We start from the raw sequence: 16,629 nt of genomic DNA, 5'->3' as shown, positions 1-16,629 counted from the left end.
AGTACAGCCAGGAAGGCGTATTTGCGTTGTTGTATCAACGATTACGTTGAAGGCAGCCAGTTCGCCTGGCGATGCGTTCCGGAGAGCTATTTGCGCCGTGAGCTATTAGCGCCGAGACAGGCTGTGCGCTAGGACCTTGGCTCGGCGCCGGGCCTTTGCAAGGTCGCCGACGGTGTTACGCCAAAGCGCTGCTTGTAGTAGGCCGCAAATCGGCCAAGATGGGTAAACCCGAAGCGATAGGCAATATCCGCGACCGAGGCCTGCTTCGCGCCTGCGGCGGCAATGAGCGCCTGTCGTACACCATCCAGTCTGACGTCTCGCAGATAGCCGACCGGCGTCGTATTGAGATGGCGGCGAAAGCCTTCCTCTAGCGCCCGGATGCTAACGCAGGCGACTCGCGCGAGGTCGGCGACGGTAAGCGGCTCGTCTACATTCGCTTGCACATAGTCAATCACGCGTTGCAAGTGACGCGGTTTGGCGGGTTCGCTACTGCGGGCAACGAACTCGGTGTAGGTATGGGGCTGAAGTAGCAGCAGCGTTCGCAAGAGATAGTCCTCCATCGAAGCCACCGCAACGGGAAACTGGAGCCAGTGCGTACCGTGCTGGTCGATATTGCGGGCAAGGTCAAGTACGGCCTGGGTCCACGGGCTGGAAATCCCCGCTTGCTTGGGAAGCGTTGGGTCGAACGAGAGAGGTTCGCCTGGATCGCGCCCCGTCAGCAAGGCAAAGCGGTGCTCGATCGCCTCCTTTTTTATCCACAGCAACACTTGGGCACAGTCCTCGTGCCAATGCATGCGAGTCGGCGTGTCAGGACTCAAAAGAGTGGCCGTGTGAACATCGGAAAGTATTTCTTGGTGCCCGCACAGAATGCTGGCATGCCCGGTTACGGGGATCTGGGCCAGATAAAAATTCCCCAGGCGGCCGGGATCGATCTCGACATGCGCGCCATATGCGAGGAAGTTTATTGCGGTCTCCTGGAGCCGCACAATGTTATGCTGGACATGCAGATGCTGCAATGCACCAATGACGCGCAGCTCATGGGGGCAAAAGACTGCCGCGATCTTTCCCTGCGTCTCTTCCACGTCCACCGAGCGGAACAACGGGTAGTCGGACAGCATGCCGGCCGGCGAGCAGTCTTCTGCATTCGCCGGCGCATTGGTTTCGGAGATTGACCGGGGGGCGGTTAGCATTGTCTCGTTCCTGCGGGATTGCAGCATGGCTTCGTTGGCTTGGCAGCGATAGGCGCTTCTGCAATGCAATTACTTTGTACCGAAAATCCCTTTTGCATCAAGAGGGGAAAGTGCTGCCGACCCGGGCCTTGCCGGCAAGCAATGGCCGCCGTGGTATGGTCTACTGTCGCGCGGCCGCCTTGGGGGCCGCCCAATCGCTCACCATACTTTATGAATACGTCTATTGGGACCTCTGACGACGATTTCGTCGACAATTACACGCCAGCGTTGCTGGCCCAAGCCAGCCAACTGATTTCCGGCGAATTCCACGCGATTGTCGTGGCGAACGGCTTCACCGTTTCAGACTGGCGCGTGTTGTCCACGCTGTCGGGGGGTAAGCCAATCAGCATCGGGGAGCTGGCGCAGCTTTCGGTGACCAAGCAGCCTACCGTGACGCGCTTGCTCGACCGAATGGAAGCACAAGGTTATGTGAAGCGCATTCCCCATGAAAGCGACCGGCGCATCACGCTGGTTCGCATCACTCGAAGTGGCCAAAAGCTGACCTCAAGCCTGATCGCGCAGGCGCGGACCCACGAAGCGGAAGTGCTGGCACCGCTTGGTCAAAAAAAAGCTGACGAGCTGCGTGCCACGTTAAAGCTGCTGATCCGCCTGCACCGCCCTGCCATCTGAGTCCATCCACAAGCCTCAGGCCGGCCGGCGCATCTGAAAGAGCGTCGCCTTGCTGACCTCGTAGTAATCCGCGGGGCCGCCACCGCGCAGTATCGGACGCGCAGCGGCGGTGTCATACACGCCGTCCTGAACGAAGGCCCGGTCGATATGCACACCGACCACTTCTCCCAGCACCATCCATGTGTCCAGCATGGCGCCGTCGGCTCTGCCCAGTTGCATGACTCGAGTCGCGCGGCATTCAAATGACACCGGGCTTTCCTTTACCCGGGGTGCGGACACCAGGCGAGACGGCGTCGGTGTCAAGCCGGCAAGACTGAATTCATCGACTTCCGGCGGTACGCCGGTGCTGGTCACGTTCATGCGCTGGGCCAGCGGACGTGTGACCAGATTCCAGACAAACTCGCCAGTCGCCTCGACATTCCGTACCGTGTCCTTGTAGCCGACGCTGGAGAAGGCGACGACCGGCGGGGAGTAGTTGAAGACGTTGAAGAATGCATAGGGCGCCAGGTTTGGTACCCCTGCCTTGTCCACGGTGGCAATCCAGCCGATGGGGCGCGGGCCGACGATGGCGGCCAGCGGATCGTGGCGCAGCCCGTGGCCCAGCGTGGGCTCGTAGAAATGGATATCGTCCATAAGCGTGCTAGGTGCACCGCCCCGGCATTGCCGGAGGCGGCGAAAGATTGGGGACGCTTAGAACTTGCCGCTCAGCAGCTCGCCGCAGCCGGCAACTTCCGTACGCAGATTCAGCTTGCGCAGCATCTGCCAGGTAGTTGCCACGGCTGCCGAAAGCGTGGGAATGCCGGATTCGTCCTGCACCTTCTGGATCGATGGCAGGGACTGCATTTGCACGCAGGCCGATAGTACGATCGCATCCACGCCGGTCGTGTCGACGCGCTTGTAGATTTCCAGCAGGTTTGCGGGGTCTTGTGCGGCGACCTGCAGGTTATCGGGGATTTCCAGCGCGCAGTAATCCTTGACCTCCACACCTTCGCTCTCGATGTACTCCACCACCAGCTTCGTCAGCGGCTTCATATACGGGCATACCACCGAGACGCGTTTTGCGCCCATGGCATGCAGGCCGTCTACCAGCGCGCCGGCGCTAGTTACCACCGGAGCCGGGTTACCGTTGTCGACGGTGCGCTGGGTAAGACGTGCCTCGGAGACACGGTGATAGCCTTTGCCCATGCTCATGATGGCCACCAGGCAGGCATAGCCGAGCACGTCCACGCGCGCGTCGGAGAGCTCGAGGGCGCAGCGGTCGCTATCGCGGTCCATGGCTTCGAGCTCCTCCTTGACCACCTTTTTCATCCGCATGCGGCTGGAGTGGAAGGTGAAGCGTTCGGCGAAATCCTTTTCGCGCTCGCGCAGCATGGCGGGGATTTCCGTCTCCATGGTGGTGTTGGACGACGGCACGATTTGCCCGATGCGCAGCGGCTTTTGGGGCGTCAACAGGAAAGACATTTACTTGCTCTCGGAAAGGTCGAATGCATTGAGTTCCGCCTGGTCGGCGTCCAGGTCGAAACTCTGGGCGGCACCGTCGGTGAATTGCGCGGGCTGCAGCGGCCGGCGGTCGACGCGAAGGTCAAAGATGTCGAAACGGTTGTAGTGGCCGGTAATGTCATGCATCTGGCGTGGCTGGATGCAGCGCGACAGGTCGATGTCCGCATAGACAATGCCTTCCACGTCGATCAGCGGCTCGCCGATCACGCGGCCGTCCGGGCCGAGGAAGCCGGAAAAGGCGCTGTTACGGCGCGACAGCAGTTCTTGTGCCTTAGGGTTCAGCGGGCTCATCGCCTCGATGATCTCCTCCGACACCGTCGAGCACGACACTGCAGTGAACACCTTGCCTTCGAAGCAGTGGGCGGCAGCGCGCACTTTGATCGCTTCGGCCATGTCATAGTCGGCCGGCGCCACCGGCAGGGCGATATAGCTCGCCACATGCATCAGCTCGCCTTGCGACAGCAGCGAGAACCGCGCCAGCGTGTTGGTGTTTTCGCCGCACGCAAGAGAGCCGAGCGGCCCGACGCTGGTCTGGTGCACGCGCAGCGCCGAGGCGTCGCCGTTGGCCCAGGTCAGCTTCTCTGCCCACGTCGGTACCAGCTTGCGGTGACGGCCGAGAATGCGGCCTTCATCGCTGATCGTGACCAGCGTGTTGTAGAGGGTGCCGACACCGGTGCGGCTGCGCTCGTTGACGCCAACGACTACGTTGATATGGTTGGCCTGCGCGGCCTGTGCAATCTTGCGGATTTCCGGGCCAGGAATCTCGATGGAAGCCTTGACCAGCTTCTCGAACCAGGGACTGGCGTCGACAGGGTTGGTCAACCAGCTCCAGTACGGGTAGCCGGCCACGAACACCTCCGGGAAGGCGACCAGCTTCGCGCCATTGTCCGCCGCCTCCTTGACCAGTCGGCAGACCTTGTCGACGGTCGCGTCGGCATCCAGGAAGACGGGAGCCGCCTGGACGGCTGCAGCCTTGAATTTTGGCAGGTTGAGCATTGCAGTTCTCTCCTTACACTTCCACACTTCCGAATGGCCAGTCCCGGAACGCATATCGCATCGGGACTGCCGTTTCATCGGATACCGTGACTCAGACTGCGACCACCGGGTGGCGCAACTGACCGATGCCTTCTACCGTGGCCACCACGGTATCGCCCGGCCACAGCCATTCCTGCGGAGTGCGGCCTGCGCCCACACCATCCGGCGTTCCCGTAGCGATGATGTCGCCCGGCTCCAGGGCCATGCCCTTGCTGATGTCGGCGATCAGCGCGGGCACCTTGAACAGCATGTGACGGGTATTGGAGCTTTGCTTGGTCACGCCGTTGACGGTCAGCGACAGGTCCAGCGTGTGCGGATCCGGGATCTCGTCAGCGGTGACGATGACCGGCCCAAATGGGGCGTAGGTGTCCTGCCCCTTGGAATAGATCCACTGGCCGGCGCGGCGGCAGTCGCGTGCCGAGATATCGATCATCACGCTATAGCCAAACACGTAATTCAGTGCGTCGGCCTCTTTCACGCCCTTGCCGCGGGTGCCAATCACGACAGCAAGCTCGACCTCCCAGTCCATCTGCTGGGTGATTTCCTTGTTGTGCTCGATGGCATCGCCCGGGCCAATCACGGTGGTCGGCGGCTTGGAGAAGATCACCGGCTCCTTGGGCAGTTCCTTGGAGGTGTCCAGGCTGCGGCTGGATTCCGCCACGTGCTCGACGTAGTTCAGGCCGATGCCCCAGACGTTCTTGCGGGGGCGCGGAATCGGGGCCAACAGCTTGACGTTCGAGGCAGGGAAGGCCACGCCGAAGGGAAGCTTGCCGCGATATTCGTTCAGCAGCGCGCTGGTCGAGCGGACCGCCTCGGGTCCCAGGTCAATGAACTCCAGCATGGTGGAAGGAATGTCCACGCCGACGGCGGTGCCGAAGCGGGCAAGGTCGACGATATTGCCGTCGACGAGAGCACCCAGGCGGGCGGCGGCGGCGACTTCTGAGCGATAGGTGACGAGACGCATGGTATGACTACTCCAGTGAGTGCCGCGTTATAGGCGGCTGCGCAAACAAATAATGGGTAAGGTTGTGGAAATCGTTGTCACATGGGCAATGGAGAATGGGCAATGGGCAACGACCGTTCTCAGGTCAGTCGGCTACCACCTGGTGGCCGCCGTTCTCTGCCAGGGCCTCTTCCCGGTACAACCCCAACGAATGCATAACCGGAAGGTCGTTGAAGCAGAACAGCACAGCGTCATCGCTGGCTGACGCATTGGCGTGCTCATGGAAGGCCCAGGAGGGCACGCAGAAGATGTCGCGCTCGGTCCAGTCAAAGCGCTTGCCATTGATGACTGAATAGCCACTGCCCTTGGCAACCTGGTAAATGAAGCTGCCGGTGTGGCGATGCGCCTGGGTGGCTTCACCAGGGCGCAGTAGCTGCATGCTGGCGCCGATCGTCGGCATTACCGGTCCACCGGTGACGGGATTGACATAGTGCATCAGCACACCGTCGAAAGGGCTGCCGTCCGTGGCCTTGCTATGGCGAACCAGCGCCTCGTAGGTCGGTGCCCATTCATACTTGAACAGTGGCGAGTACGGTTTTGTCCAGTTGCCCCCGTGCGGGCGCAAGCCCTTGCCGCCCCAGATGGCCGGCATGTCGTCGACCGGATGCGTGACGGCCTGCTGGAGATCCGGATGGACGGCGTAGAAGCCTGCTTCCATCGCATTGACCAATGGAATATCCAGACCGTCTTGCCAGATGCAGGTGGTGCCGTCGGCCGATACACCGTGCTCGTGCCAGGTGCCGTTGGGGGTCAGCACGAAGTCATTGGCGTTCAGCGTCATCTTGTGGCCATCGACGATCGTGTACGCACCGCTGCCTTCCATGATGAAGCGCAGCGCCGAGGACGAATGCGCGTGCGCGGAGGCGGCTTCGCCCGGATGCATCACCTGCAGGCCGGAGTAGAGCCAACCCACGGCCGCCGACACGTCCTGGCGACCCGGATTGTTCAGGTAGATCACCCGGCGGCCCGCTTTCTCGGGCGTAACGAGGTCGACCGACCGCAGTACGTGGTTACGCAGATCGCGATAGCGCCACAGCACCGGTACCGATTCGGACTTCGGTTGCCACGGCTCAATCTTGTTGGCAACAGTCCAGAGCGCACCAGTCTTGAGCGCTGCCAGTTCCTTGTAGTAGGCGAGCAACTCCGGCGTGTCTGCCACGTCCGCTCGACCCGCTACGTTCTCACGGTAAGTGTCATATGAGGTGTCCGACATCGTCTTCTTCCCTTGTGTGTGTCTTTCCCCGCTCGGATTGCCTGCGGGGTAGAAGCAATCAGGCTCCGGCTGCCGCGCGCTGGAGGTTTCGCTCGAGCTGGTCCTTGGCAAGCAGGTATTGCTTTGGCCATTCGACACGGTGGTAGCCAAGCTTCGCAGTCTCGCGCAGCAGCCAGGCCGGATCGGCCAGATGCGGGCGAGAGATTGCGCAAAGATCGGCGCGCCCCGAGGCAATGATCCCGTTGACCTGGTCGGCCTCGGTGATCGCGCCCACGGCGATAGTGGGGACACCAGCCTCGTTGCGAACCCGGTCGGAGAACGGGGTTTGGAACATGCGCCCGTATACCGGCTTCTGTTCCGGGGTCACTTCGCCCGACGAGCAGTCAATGACGTCCGCACCAGCTTGCTTGAACAGCCGAGCTATCTCGACCGCGTCATCTGCGCTGATGCCGCCGCTCACCCAGTCGGTGGCCGAAATCCGAACAGAAATCGGTCTGTCCTGAGGCCAGGCTTCACGTACTGCGAGCAGCACTTCAATCGGGAACGCCATGCGCTGCTCAAGCGTGCCGCCATATTCGTCGGTACGGTGGTTGGTGACGGGCGAGATGAAGCTCGACAGCAGGTATCCGTGGCCCGCCTGGAGCTCCAGCCAGTCAAAGCCGGCGGCAGCCGCACGTCGGGTGGCTGCGACAAAGTCGTCGCGCACGCGATCCATGTCCTCGCGCGTCATGGCGCGAGGTGTGTGGGAAATGCCGGGCTGGTAAGGCAGCGCGGAAGCTGAAAGCAGAGGCCAGTTGTTCTCAGGCAGCGGATGATCAGCCTGCTCCCAGCCGAGCTGGGTGGAGCCGCGGCGGCCGGCGTGACCGATTTGCACGCCGATGCGCGCACTGGTATGTTCGTGGACGAAGCGGACAATGCTGGCAAAAGCGAAGGTCTGCAAATCATTCCAAAGCCCCGGGCAACCCGGCGTGATGCGCCCCTCTGGCGAGACCGCCGTCATTTCCACCATGACGAGTCCGGCACCGCCCAAGGCGCGACTACCCAGGTGGACCATGTGGAAGGTCCCCGGCATGCCTTCCTGACACGAATACATCGCGGTAGGCGATACCACCACGCGATTCTTCAGCGCGACACCGCGTACGGTGTACGGCGTCAGAAGAGGCGGTACCGCCGTGGCTTCGGTGCCGGAGCGCTTTGCCAACCACGATTCGTAACCATCCAGCCATGCCTTGTCGCGCAGACGCAGGTTTTCGTGGGAGATGCGCTGAGAGCGAGTCAGCAGCGAGTACGCGAACTGCTCGGGTTCCAGGTCTTCATAGCGCTTGACGTTCTCGAACCATTCGGTGGAGTTGCGCGCGGCATTTTGGATCTTCAGGACTTCGACCGAACGCACCGCTTCGTACTGCGCCAGCGCCGCTTCCAAGGAGCCATCGACGCGCTTGATGGTACGTGCCAGCTCAATGGCATCCTCGAGCGCCAGCTTGGTGCCGGAACCAATCGAGAAGTGCGCGGTGTGCGCAGCGTCGCCCATCAGCACCACCGGTACTTTCTTGTCAACGCCGGCGTCGTCAGTCAACGTGTTCCAATGCACCCACCTTTCGCAAATCACGCGTGGGAACTGGATCCAGATCGCCGAGCCGCGCAGGTGAGAGGCGTTGCTGATGAGCGGATGGCCATCCAGGTACGGGGCAAACAGGCGCTCACAGTAGGCGATGCCTTCCTCCTGGCTCATCTGGTCGATGCCGGCCGCCTTCCACGTTTCTTCTGGGGTCTCGACAATAAATGTCGAAGTACCATCTTCGAAACGGTAGGCGTGCGCCTGGAACCAGCCGTGCTCGGTCGGCACGAAGATGAAGTTGAAGGCATCGAATACCTTTTTCGTGCCCAGCCAGACGAAGCGACACTTGCGGGTGTCGATATCCGGTCGGAACGTATCGGCGTAGCGTTTCCGCACCACGCTGTTCAGGCCGTCAGAGGCAAGGACCAGGTCCGCGTTGTACTTGCGCGCGATGGCCTGATCGTCGTCGACATTGGTTTCGAAAACCAGTTCGACGCCCACTTCCTCGCAACGCGCCTGCAGGATGTTCAACAGGCGCTTGCGGCCGATGCCGATGAAACCGTGGCCGCCACTGCGCACCGCCCGACCCTTGAAGTGAACTTCAACGTCATCCCAGCGATTGAACGCGTCGCCGATCGTGTCGGCCGAAACAGGATCGGCTTCCCGCAGGTTGCCCAGGGTTGCGTCGGAGAACACAACGCCCCATCCGAAGGTGTCATAAGGGCGATTGCGCTCCACCACGACGACTTCATTGGCGGGATCCTGCAGCTTCATCAACAGGCCGAAATAGAGGCCGGCGGGACCACCGCCGATACATACGATCTTCATGGCTGTTTCCAAATCAAGTTACTACCGGAGCCTTCGGCGTCCCTGCGCGGGTCGCGTTGGCATTTGCCCAAGGTCTGAACGTGCTGGATTCAGACCGTTTCGCGAAAAGGCCGGCCGCCAGGAGCAGAATGCGTCCCGATACGGTGACCCAACTCAGTCAACGCCCCATCTTCTGTGCGGGCCGGGGCCGGCCCATGCTCGATCGCAGCGCGCAGATCCTCCGGGACCGTGATCGCCAGGTGCGTGTCGAGAGAGGTCATCACGATGGTCTGCGTGACGGCCATCCGCACCTCGCCGTCCACCCCCGAGCATCGCCAGGCCAGCGTGATCGACTTTCCGCCAACACGCACCACTTCCAGCTCCAGCCAGACACGGTCGCCAAAGCGGCTGATGGCTTTGAAGTCCGCCTCCAGGTGGACCGTTGGCATGCCGAGTCGACGTGCGCCAATCACACCGTGGTACCCATCCGGCAACAGAGTGTCGATCCAGCTTTCGATCAGGTCGTTAAACAGCACGAAGTACTGGGGGTAGAACACAATCCCAGCGGGATCGCATTCGGAGAAATGGATCTTGTGCTGGCGCCTGAAGGTGTGCGGAGTGGTCATGATCTTCAATTCCTGCAAAAGGTTCGGAGTTGGGTCACGCCAGCGCGTGGCGCATCAGGGCTTCCTTCAGCTTCTTGCCGTGCTCGTCCGCCAGGGCTGCCTCGCGCAACTCCCGCAGCGTGGCCGGCGCCAGGCGGGCACCTGCCCGCACGACTGCGCTCATCAGGGTCTGGTAATTGGTCAAGCCGCGCACGTGCGTGTCGCTATAGCCTTTCACCAGCCTCTGGCATTGCACCACTTCCAGCGCAAGCGCGGGATTCAGGCGGGCGGCCGCAAGAACCTGTGCCAGCCAGCTTTCGATGCGTTCGGTCTCGAGTGCGTAGCGCAGCGTGCAACGGCGAATGGCGCGCAGACGTGCCACGGTCCACAGCATCAGGTAGCCGCGCAGCGAGCTCGTCGTGACCACGCGGCCGGCGGTAGTAAAGCGGCGCACCAGGCGGTGCACCAAGTGCGGCTTCATCAACCAGCGTCCGAGCCCGGCTGGCAGTGTTTCGCAGATTTCTTCCACGCGCGGGTGCATGAATTCATTGATTGCCAGCAGTTGTTTGTCACTTGCGCGAACTTCGCCGCGGACGCGCTCGAAGCGGGTGCCGCGCGTCTTGAGGTCGGCCACGCGGATGGTGTCCTCGTAAGTCATCCACAGCGCGAGGTGGCGCGCGGTTTCACGCAGCAGCGGGATACTGTTGACGCCCACCGCCTGGCGCACCAACTGGAGCCGGTTCAGGTAGAGGCCTGCATAGCCGACGTCCTGGTAGTCGATCATGCGACGCACGCCTTCTACCACGACATGCTGGATCTCCGCCGGTTGCTCATCGCGGACACGTTGCAGCACCTGGGCGACCTTGTTGTCCCGCGGATTGAGTTCGGCAGGAGCCGAAGGCTCGGAAGGGGCCGGCGCATCGCCCGTTTCAGCCGTAGCGAAGGCGGCGCCGAACGCGCGCAAGCTAGGTTTGACGCCAACGCCGCCACGCTCGATGGTCGCTTCGAACTGCGCCCGGCTGAAGGGCAGCACGCCGGTGCCCGCCAGCGCACCGAACAGGACCGCGCTAATGACGCTACCGTTAGCTTCTGCAGCCTGGGCCATGTCGAAGCGTATGAAGCGCTTGGCGGCTTTGCTGGCGTGGGCGATCAGTTCATTGCTGTCGACACGGCCATCGCCCATTGCCGCCTTTTCAGCGATGGAGTAGACCCGATGGGTCGATGACAGAAGGGTGGTGCGATCCGGCGTAACTAGCCCGCGTTGTACCGCGCGACCGGCTTCCATCAGCTCGGAAGCGAGTACCACATCGACGTCGCCGGGCGTCGGCATCAACGCAAGCACTGGCATGCGGCCGGCACGTTCGGCGATCTCGCGCGGAAACAATTCGACGTAATAAATGGTGGCGCCGGTACGCTGAGCCACGCCGGGTACCGAAGTGGTCTGCGCGATGTAGCCGTTGTGCTCGCCGAGATCCACGATCCAGTCTGCCAGCACGCCGCCGCCTTCCCCGCCCATGGCGAGAATGGCAACCTTGATCGTCTTGGCGCTGAGATTGATGGGTACGTTCACGATGAACCTCTTGATCGTAGATTCAGAATGCAAAGCGTGCGCGGCGCGCGGCTTCGCGTTTTTGCAGGAAGCCAATCACCGTGTCGCGCAGCCGCTGACGCAGCTTGTCCATGCGGGTCGGATTGGTAACAATCTGGGCGCGGTAGAACGACGGGCAAAGCACGGCGGCATGGGAAACCTCGCCGCATAGACCGCAACCCACGCAGCTATCCAGGACAGACGCCACCGGGTCGGTGCGCAGCGGATCCGGATTGGGCTTGATCGTCAGCGAAGGACATCCGGACAGGCGAATGCACGAGTGGTCGCCGGTGCAGGTATCCGAATCCACGCCGAAGCGCTCCCGCACGACGCGTTGGCCATCGGCAATCGCTTTGCGCGTCTTGGGCTTCTCTCGGCGCTGCTTGTTCAGCATGCACTCGCTTTGGGCGATCAGCACTTTCGGTCCCTTGGCACCGGTGGTCAGCGCTTCCTTGAGCGTTGCCTTCATCGCCTTCAGGTCATACGTGCGGCGGATGGTCTTCACCCACTTGACGCCCACGCCTCGCACAGCATCCTCGATGGCATGGCCAGTGCTACGCGTGTCGTTGTGCGCCGTGGACGAGAGGATGTCCTGGCCTCCTGTGGCCGATGTGTAGCTGTTGTCGACGACAACGGTGAGGTTGTCGCTCTTGTTGAATACTGCATTCGCGATACCGCTGGTCAGGCCGTTGTGCCAGAAGCCCCCGTCACCCATCACGGAAATGGCGCGTTTGCCTGTTGGCGCATTCAGCGCCGCGGCACTGGCGCCGCCCAGGCCGTATCCCATCGTGGTATTGCCAAGGTTGAACGGCGGCAGGATCGAGAACAGGTGACAGCCGATGTCGGCGCTCACGTGGTGTTCGCCGATCTCGCGCTCCACCAGTTTCATTGCGGTAAAGATCGGACGCTCCGGGCAGCCGGTGCAGAAGCCAGGTGGGCGTGCATGAACACTTTCGTCAACCAGCTTCTGCGGTTCCAGTACTTCGGCGGCTACGGCATCGACGATAGCGGTCGGGGCTTGCACCAGCGGAATCACCCTACGCTCGGGCTTTGGCTCAGGCTGCGGTGCGATCTTGCCGTATTGTTCCAGGAAGGCGCGCAGTCCCTTGAGAATCGTGGCGGTGTTGTACTCGCCTGCCAGCGGCAGAAGATCCTTGCCGTGCAAGGTGACCTTCGCCCCTGCGATGCGCAAGATGTTTGCGGCGTTCTGTTCGATGAAATTGGGCTGTCCTTCTTCCAGCACCAGCACCGCGCGCTTGCCGGCGCAGAAGCGTTCCCACTCTGAATCAATCAGCGGGTAAGCCACGTTCATCACGTACAGCGGAATCCTGGACTCGCCAAACACATCCGCCAGGCCTAGTTGCTCCAGCGCACGAATCAGCGTGTTGTAGCTGCCACCCTGTACGGCGATGCCGATGTCGTCCATCTCGCCGTCGAAGAACTCGTTGAGTTTGCGCTCCTCGATGAATTTCACAGCAGCGGGCCAGCGCTGCTTTACCTTCTCATGCTCGTGCACGAAGCTGGCTGGCGGCAGAACGATCCGGCTGAGGTCGCGTGCAGGGTTGTCAAGCGCATCCTGAATCGAAAATTTGCTGCGGCGGTTGTCGGAAGCCACAAACTGCCCATGTACGTGGCAGGAACGCACCCTCAGTTGGAGCATCACCGGGGTATTGGAAGCCTCTGACAAGTCGAAGCCATCCTTCACAGCCTGGACAATGCAGGGCAGGTTGGGGCGCGGATCCAGCAGCCACATCTGAGACTTCATCGCGAAGGCATGGCTGCGTTCCTGCATGATCGAGGAACCCTCACCGTAATCTTCACCGACGATGATCAGCGCGCCTCCGGTCACCCCACCCGAAGCCAGGTTGGCGAGCGCGTCGGACGCTACGTTGGTGCCGACAGTAGCTTTGAATGTCACCGCCCCGCGCAGCGCGTAGTTGACCGAGGCGGCCAGCGACGCTGCCGCTGTAGCTTCGCTCGCACTGTTTTCGAATCTGATGCCGTTCTCGGCCAGAATGTCCTGCGCATCCGCCAGAACGTCCATCAGATGCGAAATTGGGGAGCCTTGGTACCCCGCGACATACGCCACGCCGGACTCGAGCAGCGCCTTGGTGACCGCGAGGATGCCCTCGCCACTGAATACCTCGCCTGAACCCAGACGCAACTTCTTGACTTCTTCAACGAATGAACGCTCAGCCATGGCTTTCCTTCCTGATGCTTGGATGGGGACATACTGCAAAGCGCAGTGCGAGTCCTCTTTGTGATGAGTATAGTTTAAGCTTAAACAATTCCAAAATCATATATGAGGCCGGAGTGATGGATCAGTGGGGAGGAAAAACCCGTAGCTCCGAATATCGAGTGGTTATTGCCTCGCGGCATACCTGGGAGTCGTGGTAGACGCCGCGCCCAGGTAGTGCGCCGGAGGCTCAGGCCACCGACGCCCCATGTTCTTGCTGCATAGGTCGATGTGCATTTCGCGAGAGCATGAGTTCTTCGCGCTGCACAGAGCCACACCTTGCGTGGTCACGCGATAGAAGTTAGCGCTACGGCGATGGATGCCCTAACGCTGCGAAGCTCAGCGGAATATCCATGACTTCAAGCAGATATTGGGATGGAGCCGTTGCCGGTAGATCGAACGGCCGGCCCCATTCTCAGGCGTTGGTTTCGCCTGCCGAGACGAGAGCCGAAACGACCGCTTCCCCAATCATGGTTGCGCCACCGGTCACGATCGCCGTCTTGCTCTGAGTTCCTTGCACGTCTGTCTCCACTTTTGTATTGGCTCGCATGTAGCCATGTGAAGGACAGTTTGGTGTACCGGTGATGATGCTTCTATCCGCAATCCGCTTTCCGATATCCAGATATCGAGCCGATACTTTGAAATAAATATTGTTTAAATATGAACAATGCCAAAGTCATATATATGCACGGAGTTAGAGGTACGCTAGTACGGCTTCGGTGGAAGCCGAAGCCCCGCCTCAGGCGATCTGTGCGTTGCTTTGCTAGCGGACGCGGGCCACGACGACTGGCTCCCGCGCCGATGGGAGCAGCGCTACAGCCAGCGCAGCGGCAAGGCCGGCAATGGAAAATGTGATGAAATTCCAGCCGAAACTCAGGCTTGAGCCGGCCACGTAGCCGCCGACGAGCGGGCCGCTCATGGCGCCGAATCGCGCGAAGCTCAGGGCCCATCCTGTTGCCGCGGCGCGTGCGTGCGCCGGGTAGTAACCGGCCAGATATCCGGTAAGGATTAGGGATGCCGAGACGCTGCCCACGCCTGCCAGCGCGACCAGAAGATAATTGACGACAACGGAGTTTCGGAACATCAGTGCGCCGATGGCGAGAGCGCCGATCAGGTAGAAGAGTGCGACGGTGCCACGTGCGCCCATCCTGTCCGCCGCGCTGCCCAGGAAGAGGCCGCCCACCGCGGAGGCAAGGCTGAAGATAACGAGGAAGGAAAGGCTGGAGCCGAGGTCATAGCCATTCTTGCGCATGATCGTCGGCAACCACGTATTGAGGCCATAGACCAGCAGCAAGCCGAAGAACAGTGCGATCCAGAAGCACGCTGTCGCGCGTAGTTGTTTGCGGGTGAACATGCTAGACATCACGTCGCGCCAGGTGGCGCGGGCGGCGCTGTTCGCGGGCCGAACTTGTGACGGCAGCCGGCCATGACCAGTGCGATCGGCCAATGCCTGCGCTTCATCGATCCGGCCTTGCCCCACCAAGTACTCCAGCGACTCTGGGAGCAGCCACGCCATTAGCGGTATCAACACCATGGGCACGGCGCCCAGGCCAATCACGCCACGCCAGCCAAGATTCGGCAACAGCCACATCGCGATGAGGGCTGCGCAAAGAATGCCGACCGAATACCCAGAGTACATCAACCCATAGTTGAAGCTGCGGCGATGCGGCGGCGAGTACTCGATGGTCAAGGCGGCGGCGACCGGAATGACGCCGCCGAGGCCGAGCCCGCCGATAAATCGCAAGACGCCGAAGATGGCGGGCGTCGGCGCGTACGACGCGCCCAGCATGGTCAGTGAGAACAAGGAAACGCAGAGCAGCAGCATGCGGCGACGGCCGATCATCTCGCTCAGCGTGCCAATCAGGAAGGCGCCAAAGAACATGCCGACCAGGGCATAGCTGCTGAGGGCGCCGAGTTCCAGCGGCGTCAGGTTCCAGTTGCGGTCGTCGGCGAGCGCGGGCAGTACCGCTCCCATGACGCCGACGTCATAGCCTTCAAAAAGAATTGCAAGGAAGCATACGAAAAGTACGGTATAGGTTGCGCGAGAGGTGGGGCGCCAGGGCTGAGCGCTGCCAGCTGGGGTCATTGTCTGTCTCCTGATGGGTGGCGGATATGGAACCGGAGAGGCCGCCAGGGAACCTGTTTCGCGCGATCGTCGCCACGCGCTCGTTGTTGTTCATAGTTTAGGCATAAACATATGATTTTGGAAATATATTTTTTTGAGGCGGGCGATGGTGGCCTGGCCGGCGCCTCTACGGTGAGGCGGCGAGGTCGCAACTAGAACTTGTGGCGCAGGCCCAGGCCGAAGGTGTTGCCTGGGTTCAGGTCGGTCACCTTGTCATAGCGCCAGGCGGCGTAAAGGTCAGTGCGCTTGGAGAACGGGTAGCCGCGATCGCCAGTACCCGCAACGGACTGCCAGACCCATTCTGGATCTTCAGCGGTGCCGCCACGATCAACGCGCCGGTTGGCGGCAGCTGGTCCAGGTTCTTCAGGCATTGCAGCCCATACTTGTTTGCGCCGTGCATCAGCGTGTGACAGGGGTAGGGCAGCGACCAGGCGTAGGACTGGCCGGCGTCGGTGTTGATGGTTTCGACGCCGAAGCCGTGTACATTGCGCTCATGGATCAGCCACTCAACCGCAGCCTGTTCCGGGCCGGGCGTATGGGCACCGTCCTCGCGCAGGCCGAGGAACTCGGCAGGGTCGGTCTTCTTGCTCCAGTCGGTGCGCAGCAGCACCCAGGCGCCGGTGGGAATGCGGCCGTGTTCGGCTTCCCAGCGCTGCAGGTGCGTCACCGTCAGCACCCAGTCGGGGTCCTCCGCCACTTCGGCGCTGGCATCGACCACCACCGCGGGAGCGATGAAGTTGGCCGGGTCGATGGTGTCCACGCTGTTGTTGGCGTGGTTCTTGCCCGAGATCCAGTGCACCGGCGCGTCGAAATGCGTGCCGGTATGCTCGCCGCAGGAGAAGTTGTTCCAGTACCAGCCCGGTCCCTTGTCATCGTACTGGCTGATGCGTTCCATCTTGAACGCCCACACCTGCCCGAATTCGGGGGGCAGCACCAGCGCGGGGAAGTCCGGAGCACCACGCGGAAAACGGCAATCGGGCGGCCACCCCACTGTGTCGACGTCGACTGCGTGCGCGATACGAACCAGCGGCCTACGGCAACGCCTGGGCGCGGAGGTACCTGCGCCAGTTCGGTGGACCTCCTGGATGGGCCAGAGATGA

13 protein-coding genes are annotated in these 16,629 nt (G+C 61.6%); 1 reads left to right on the top strand and 12 read right to left on the bottom strand.

All coding sequences use genetic code 11. The features are described 5' to 3' along the window. Window positions 1-128: 128 nt before the first annotated feature. Window positions 129-1,217, bottom strand: coding sequence for an AraC family transcriptional regulator (locus tag E1J61_RS03210; RefSeq protein WP_243736751.1), 1,089 nt, complete (start codon window positions 1,215-1,217; stop codon window positions 129-131). Window positions 1,218-1,400: 183 nt separating this feature from the next. Here E1J61_RS03210 and E1J61_RS03205 point away from each other — a divergent pair, with 183 nt between their 5' ends. Beyond that, entirely contained in the window at window positions 1,401-1,859 is a 459-nt protein-coding gene (locus E1J61_RS03205; protein ID WP_133092702.1) for a MarR family winged helix-turn-helix transcriptional regulator, read from the top strand. Between the two features lie 15 nt (window positions 1,860-1,874). On the opposite strand, the gene E1J61_RS03200 is transcribed toward E1J61_RS03205, so the two are convergent. From E1J61_RS03200 to E1J61_RS03145, 11 genes are all read right to left on the bottom strand, one after another. Then, window positions 1,875-2,492, bottom strand: a complete 618-nt coding sequence (locus E1J61_RS03200; protein ID WP_133092701.1) for a flavin reductase family protein — start codon at window positions 2,490-2,492, stop codon at window positions 1,875-1,877. 57 nt (window positions 2,493-2,549) lie between these two features. After that, window positions 2,550-3,320 (bottom strand): Asp/Glu racemase, encoded by a 771-nt coding sequence (locus E1J61_RS03195; RefSeq protein ID WP_304524026.1) that lies wholly within the window; start codon window positions 3,318-3,320, stop codon window positions 2,550-2,552. After that, window positions 3,321-4,355, bottom strand: a complete 1,035-nt coding sequence (locus E1J61_RS03190) for a carbon-nitrogen hydrolase family protein (RefSeq protein ID WP_133092700.1) — start codon at window positions 4,353-4,355, stop codon at window positions 3,321-3,323. Window positions 4,356-4,446: 91 nt separating this feature from the next. Next, complete coding sequence (locus E1J61_RS03185; RefSeq protein ID WP_133092699.1) at window positions 4,447-5,358, bottom strand: fumarylacetoacetate hydrolase family protein; 912 nt, start codon at window positions 5,356-5,358, stop codon at window positions 4,447-4,449. Between the two features lie 124 nt (window positions 5,359-5,482). Then, window positions 5,483-6,610: a cupin domain-containing protein gene (locus tag E1J61_RS03180; protein WP_133092698.1), complete on the bottom strand. Its 1,128-nt coding sequence runs from the start codon at window positions 6,608-6,610 to the stop codon at window positions 5,483-5,485. A gap of 58 nt (window positions 6,611-6,668) precedes the next feature. Beyond that, on the bottom strand, window positions 6,669-8,996 hold the full coding sequence (locus E1J61_RS03175) for a bifunctional salicylyl-CoA 5-hydroxylase/oxidoreductase (protein WP_133092697.1): 2,328 nt from the start codon (window positions 8,994-8,996) through the stop codon (window positions 6,669-6,671). A gap of 89 nt (window positions 8,997-9,085) precedes the next feature. Continuing rightward, on the bottom strand, window positions 9,086-9,601 hold the full coding sequence (locus E1J61_RS03170) for a thioesterase family protein (protein WP_133092696.1): 516 nt from the start codon (window positions 9,599-9,601) through the stop codon (window positions 9,086-9,088). A 34-nt stretch (window positions 9,602-9,635) separates the two neighbouring features. Next, window positions 9,636-11,150, bottom strand: a complete 1,515-nt coding sequence (locus E1J61_RS03165) for an indolepyruvate oxidoreductase subunit beta family protein (protein WP_256376122.1) — start codon at window positions 11,148-11,150, stop codon at window positions 9,636-9,638. Between the two features lie 22 nt (window positions 11,151-11,172). Then, entirely contained in the window at window positions 11,173-13,368 is a 2,196-nt protein-coding gene (locus E1J61_RS03160; RefSeq protein ID WP_133092695.1) for an indolepyruvate ferredoxin oxidoreductase subunit alpha, read from the bottom strand. Between the two features lie 799 nt (window positions 13,369-14,167). Beyond that, window positions 14,168-15,490 carry an MFS transporter gene (locus E1J61_RS03150; RefSeq protein WP_133092694.1) on the bottom strand — a complete coding sequence of 441 codons (1,323 nt, stop codon included), beginning with the start codon at window positions 15,488-15,490 and terminating at the stop codon, window positions 14,168-14,170. A 244-nt stretch (window positions 15,491-15,734) separates the two neighbouring features. Further along, window positions 15,735-16,520, bottom strand: a complete 786-nt coding sequence (locus tag E1J61_RS03145) for a cyclase family protein (RefSeq protein WP_371702619.1) — start codon at window positions 16,518-16,520, stop codon at window positions 15,735-15,737. Between the last annotated feature and the right edge of the window lie 109 nt (window positions 16,521-16,629).

The organism is Cupriavidus sp. L7L, assembly GCF_004353535.1.
GTDB classification, from domain to species: domain Bacteria; phylum Pseudomonadota; class Gammaproteobacteria; order Burkholderiales; family Burkholderiaceae; genus Cupriavidus; species Cupriavidus oxalaticus_A.
This window is presented reverse-complemented; position numbering and strand designations above follow the sequence as displayed.

Excerpts from the sequence above, each read along its gene's own strand:
- E1J61_RS03175 (WP_133092697.1), bottom strand. The coding sequence starts at position 8,996 with ATGAAGATCGTATGTATCGGCGGTGGTCCCGCCGGCCTCTATTTCGGC.
- E1J61_RS03170 (WP_133092696.1), bottom strand. The coding sequence starts at position 9,601 with ATGACCACTCCGCACACCTTCAGGCGCCAGCACAAGATCCATTTCTCC.
- E1J61_RS03160 (WP_133092695.1), bottom strand. The coding sequence starts at position 13,368 with ATGGCTGAGCGTTCATTCGTTGAAGAAGTCAAGAAGTTGCGTCTGGGT.
- E1J61_RS03200 (WP_133092701.1), bottom strand. The coding sequence starts at position 2,492 with ATGGACGATATCCATTTCTACGAGCCCACGCTGGGCCACGGGCTGCGC.
- E1J61_RS03180 (WP_133092698.1), bottom strand. The coding sequence starts at position 6,610 with ATGTCGGACACCTCATATGACACTTACCGTGAGAACGTAGCGGGTCGA.
- E1J61_RS03190 (WP_133092700.1), bottom strand. The coding sequence starts at position 4,355 with ATGCTCAACCTGCCAAAATTCAAGGCTGCAGCCGTCCAGGCGGCTCCC.
- E1J61_RS03210 (WP_243736751.1), bottom strand. The coding sequence starts at position 1,217 with ATGCTGCAATCCCGCAGGAACGAGACAATGCTAACCGCCCCCCGGTCA.
- E1J61_RS03150 (WP_133092694.1), bottom strand. The coding sequence starts at position 15,490 with ATGACCCCAGCTGGCAGCGCTCAGCCCTGGCGCCCCACCTCTCGCGCA.
- E1J61_RS03185 (WP_133092699.1), bottom strand. The coding sequence starts at position 5,358 with ATGCGTCTCGTCACCTATCGCTCAGAAGTCGCCGCCGCCGCCCGCCTG.
- E1J61_RS03195 (WP_304524026.1), bottom strand. The coding sequence starts at position 3,320 with ATGTCTTTCCTGTTGACGCCCCAAAAGCCGCTGCGCATCGGGCAAATC.
- E1J61_RS03205 (WP_133092702.1), top strand. The coding sequence starts at position 1,401 with ATGAATACGTCTATTGGGACCTCTGACGACGATTTCGTCGACAATTAC.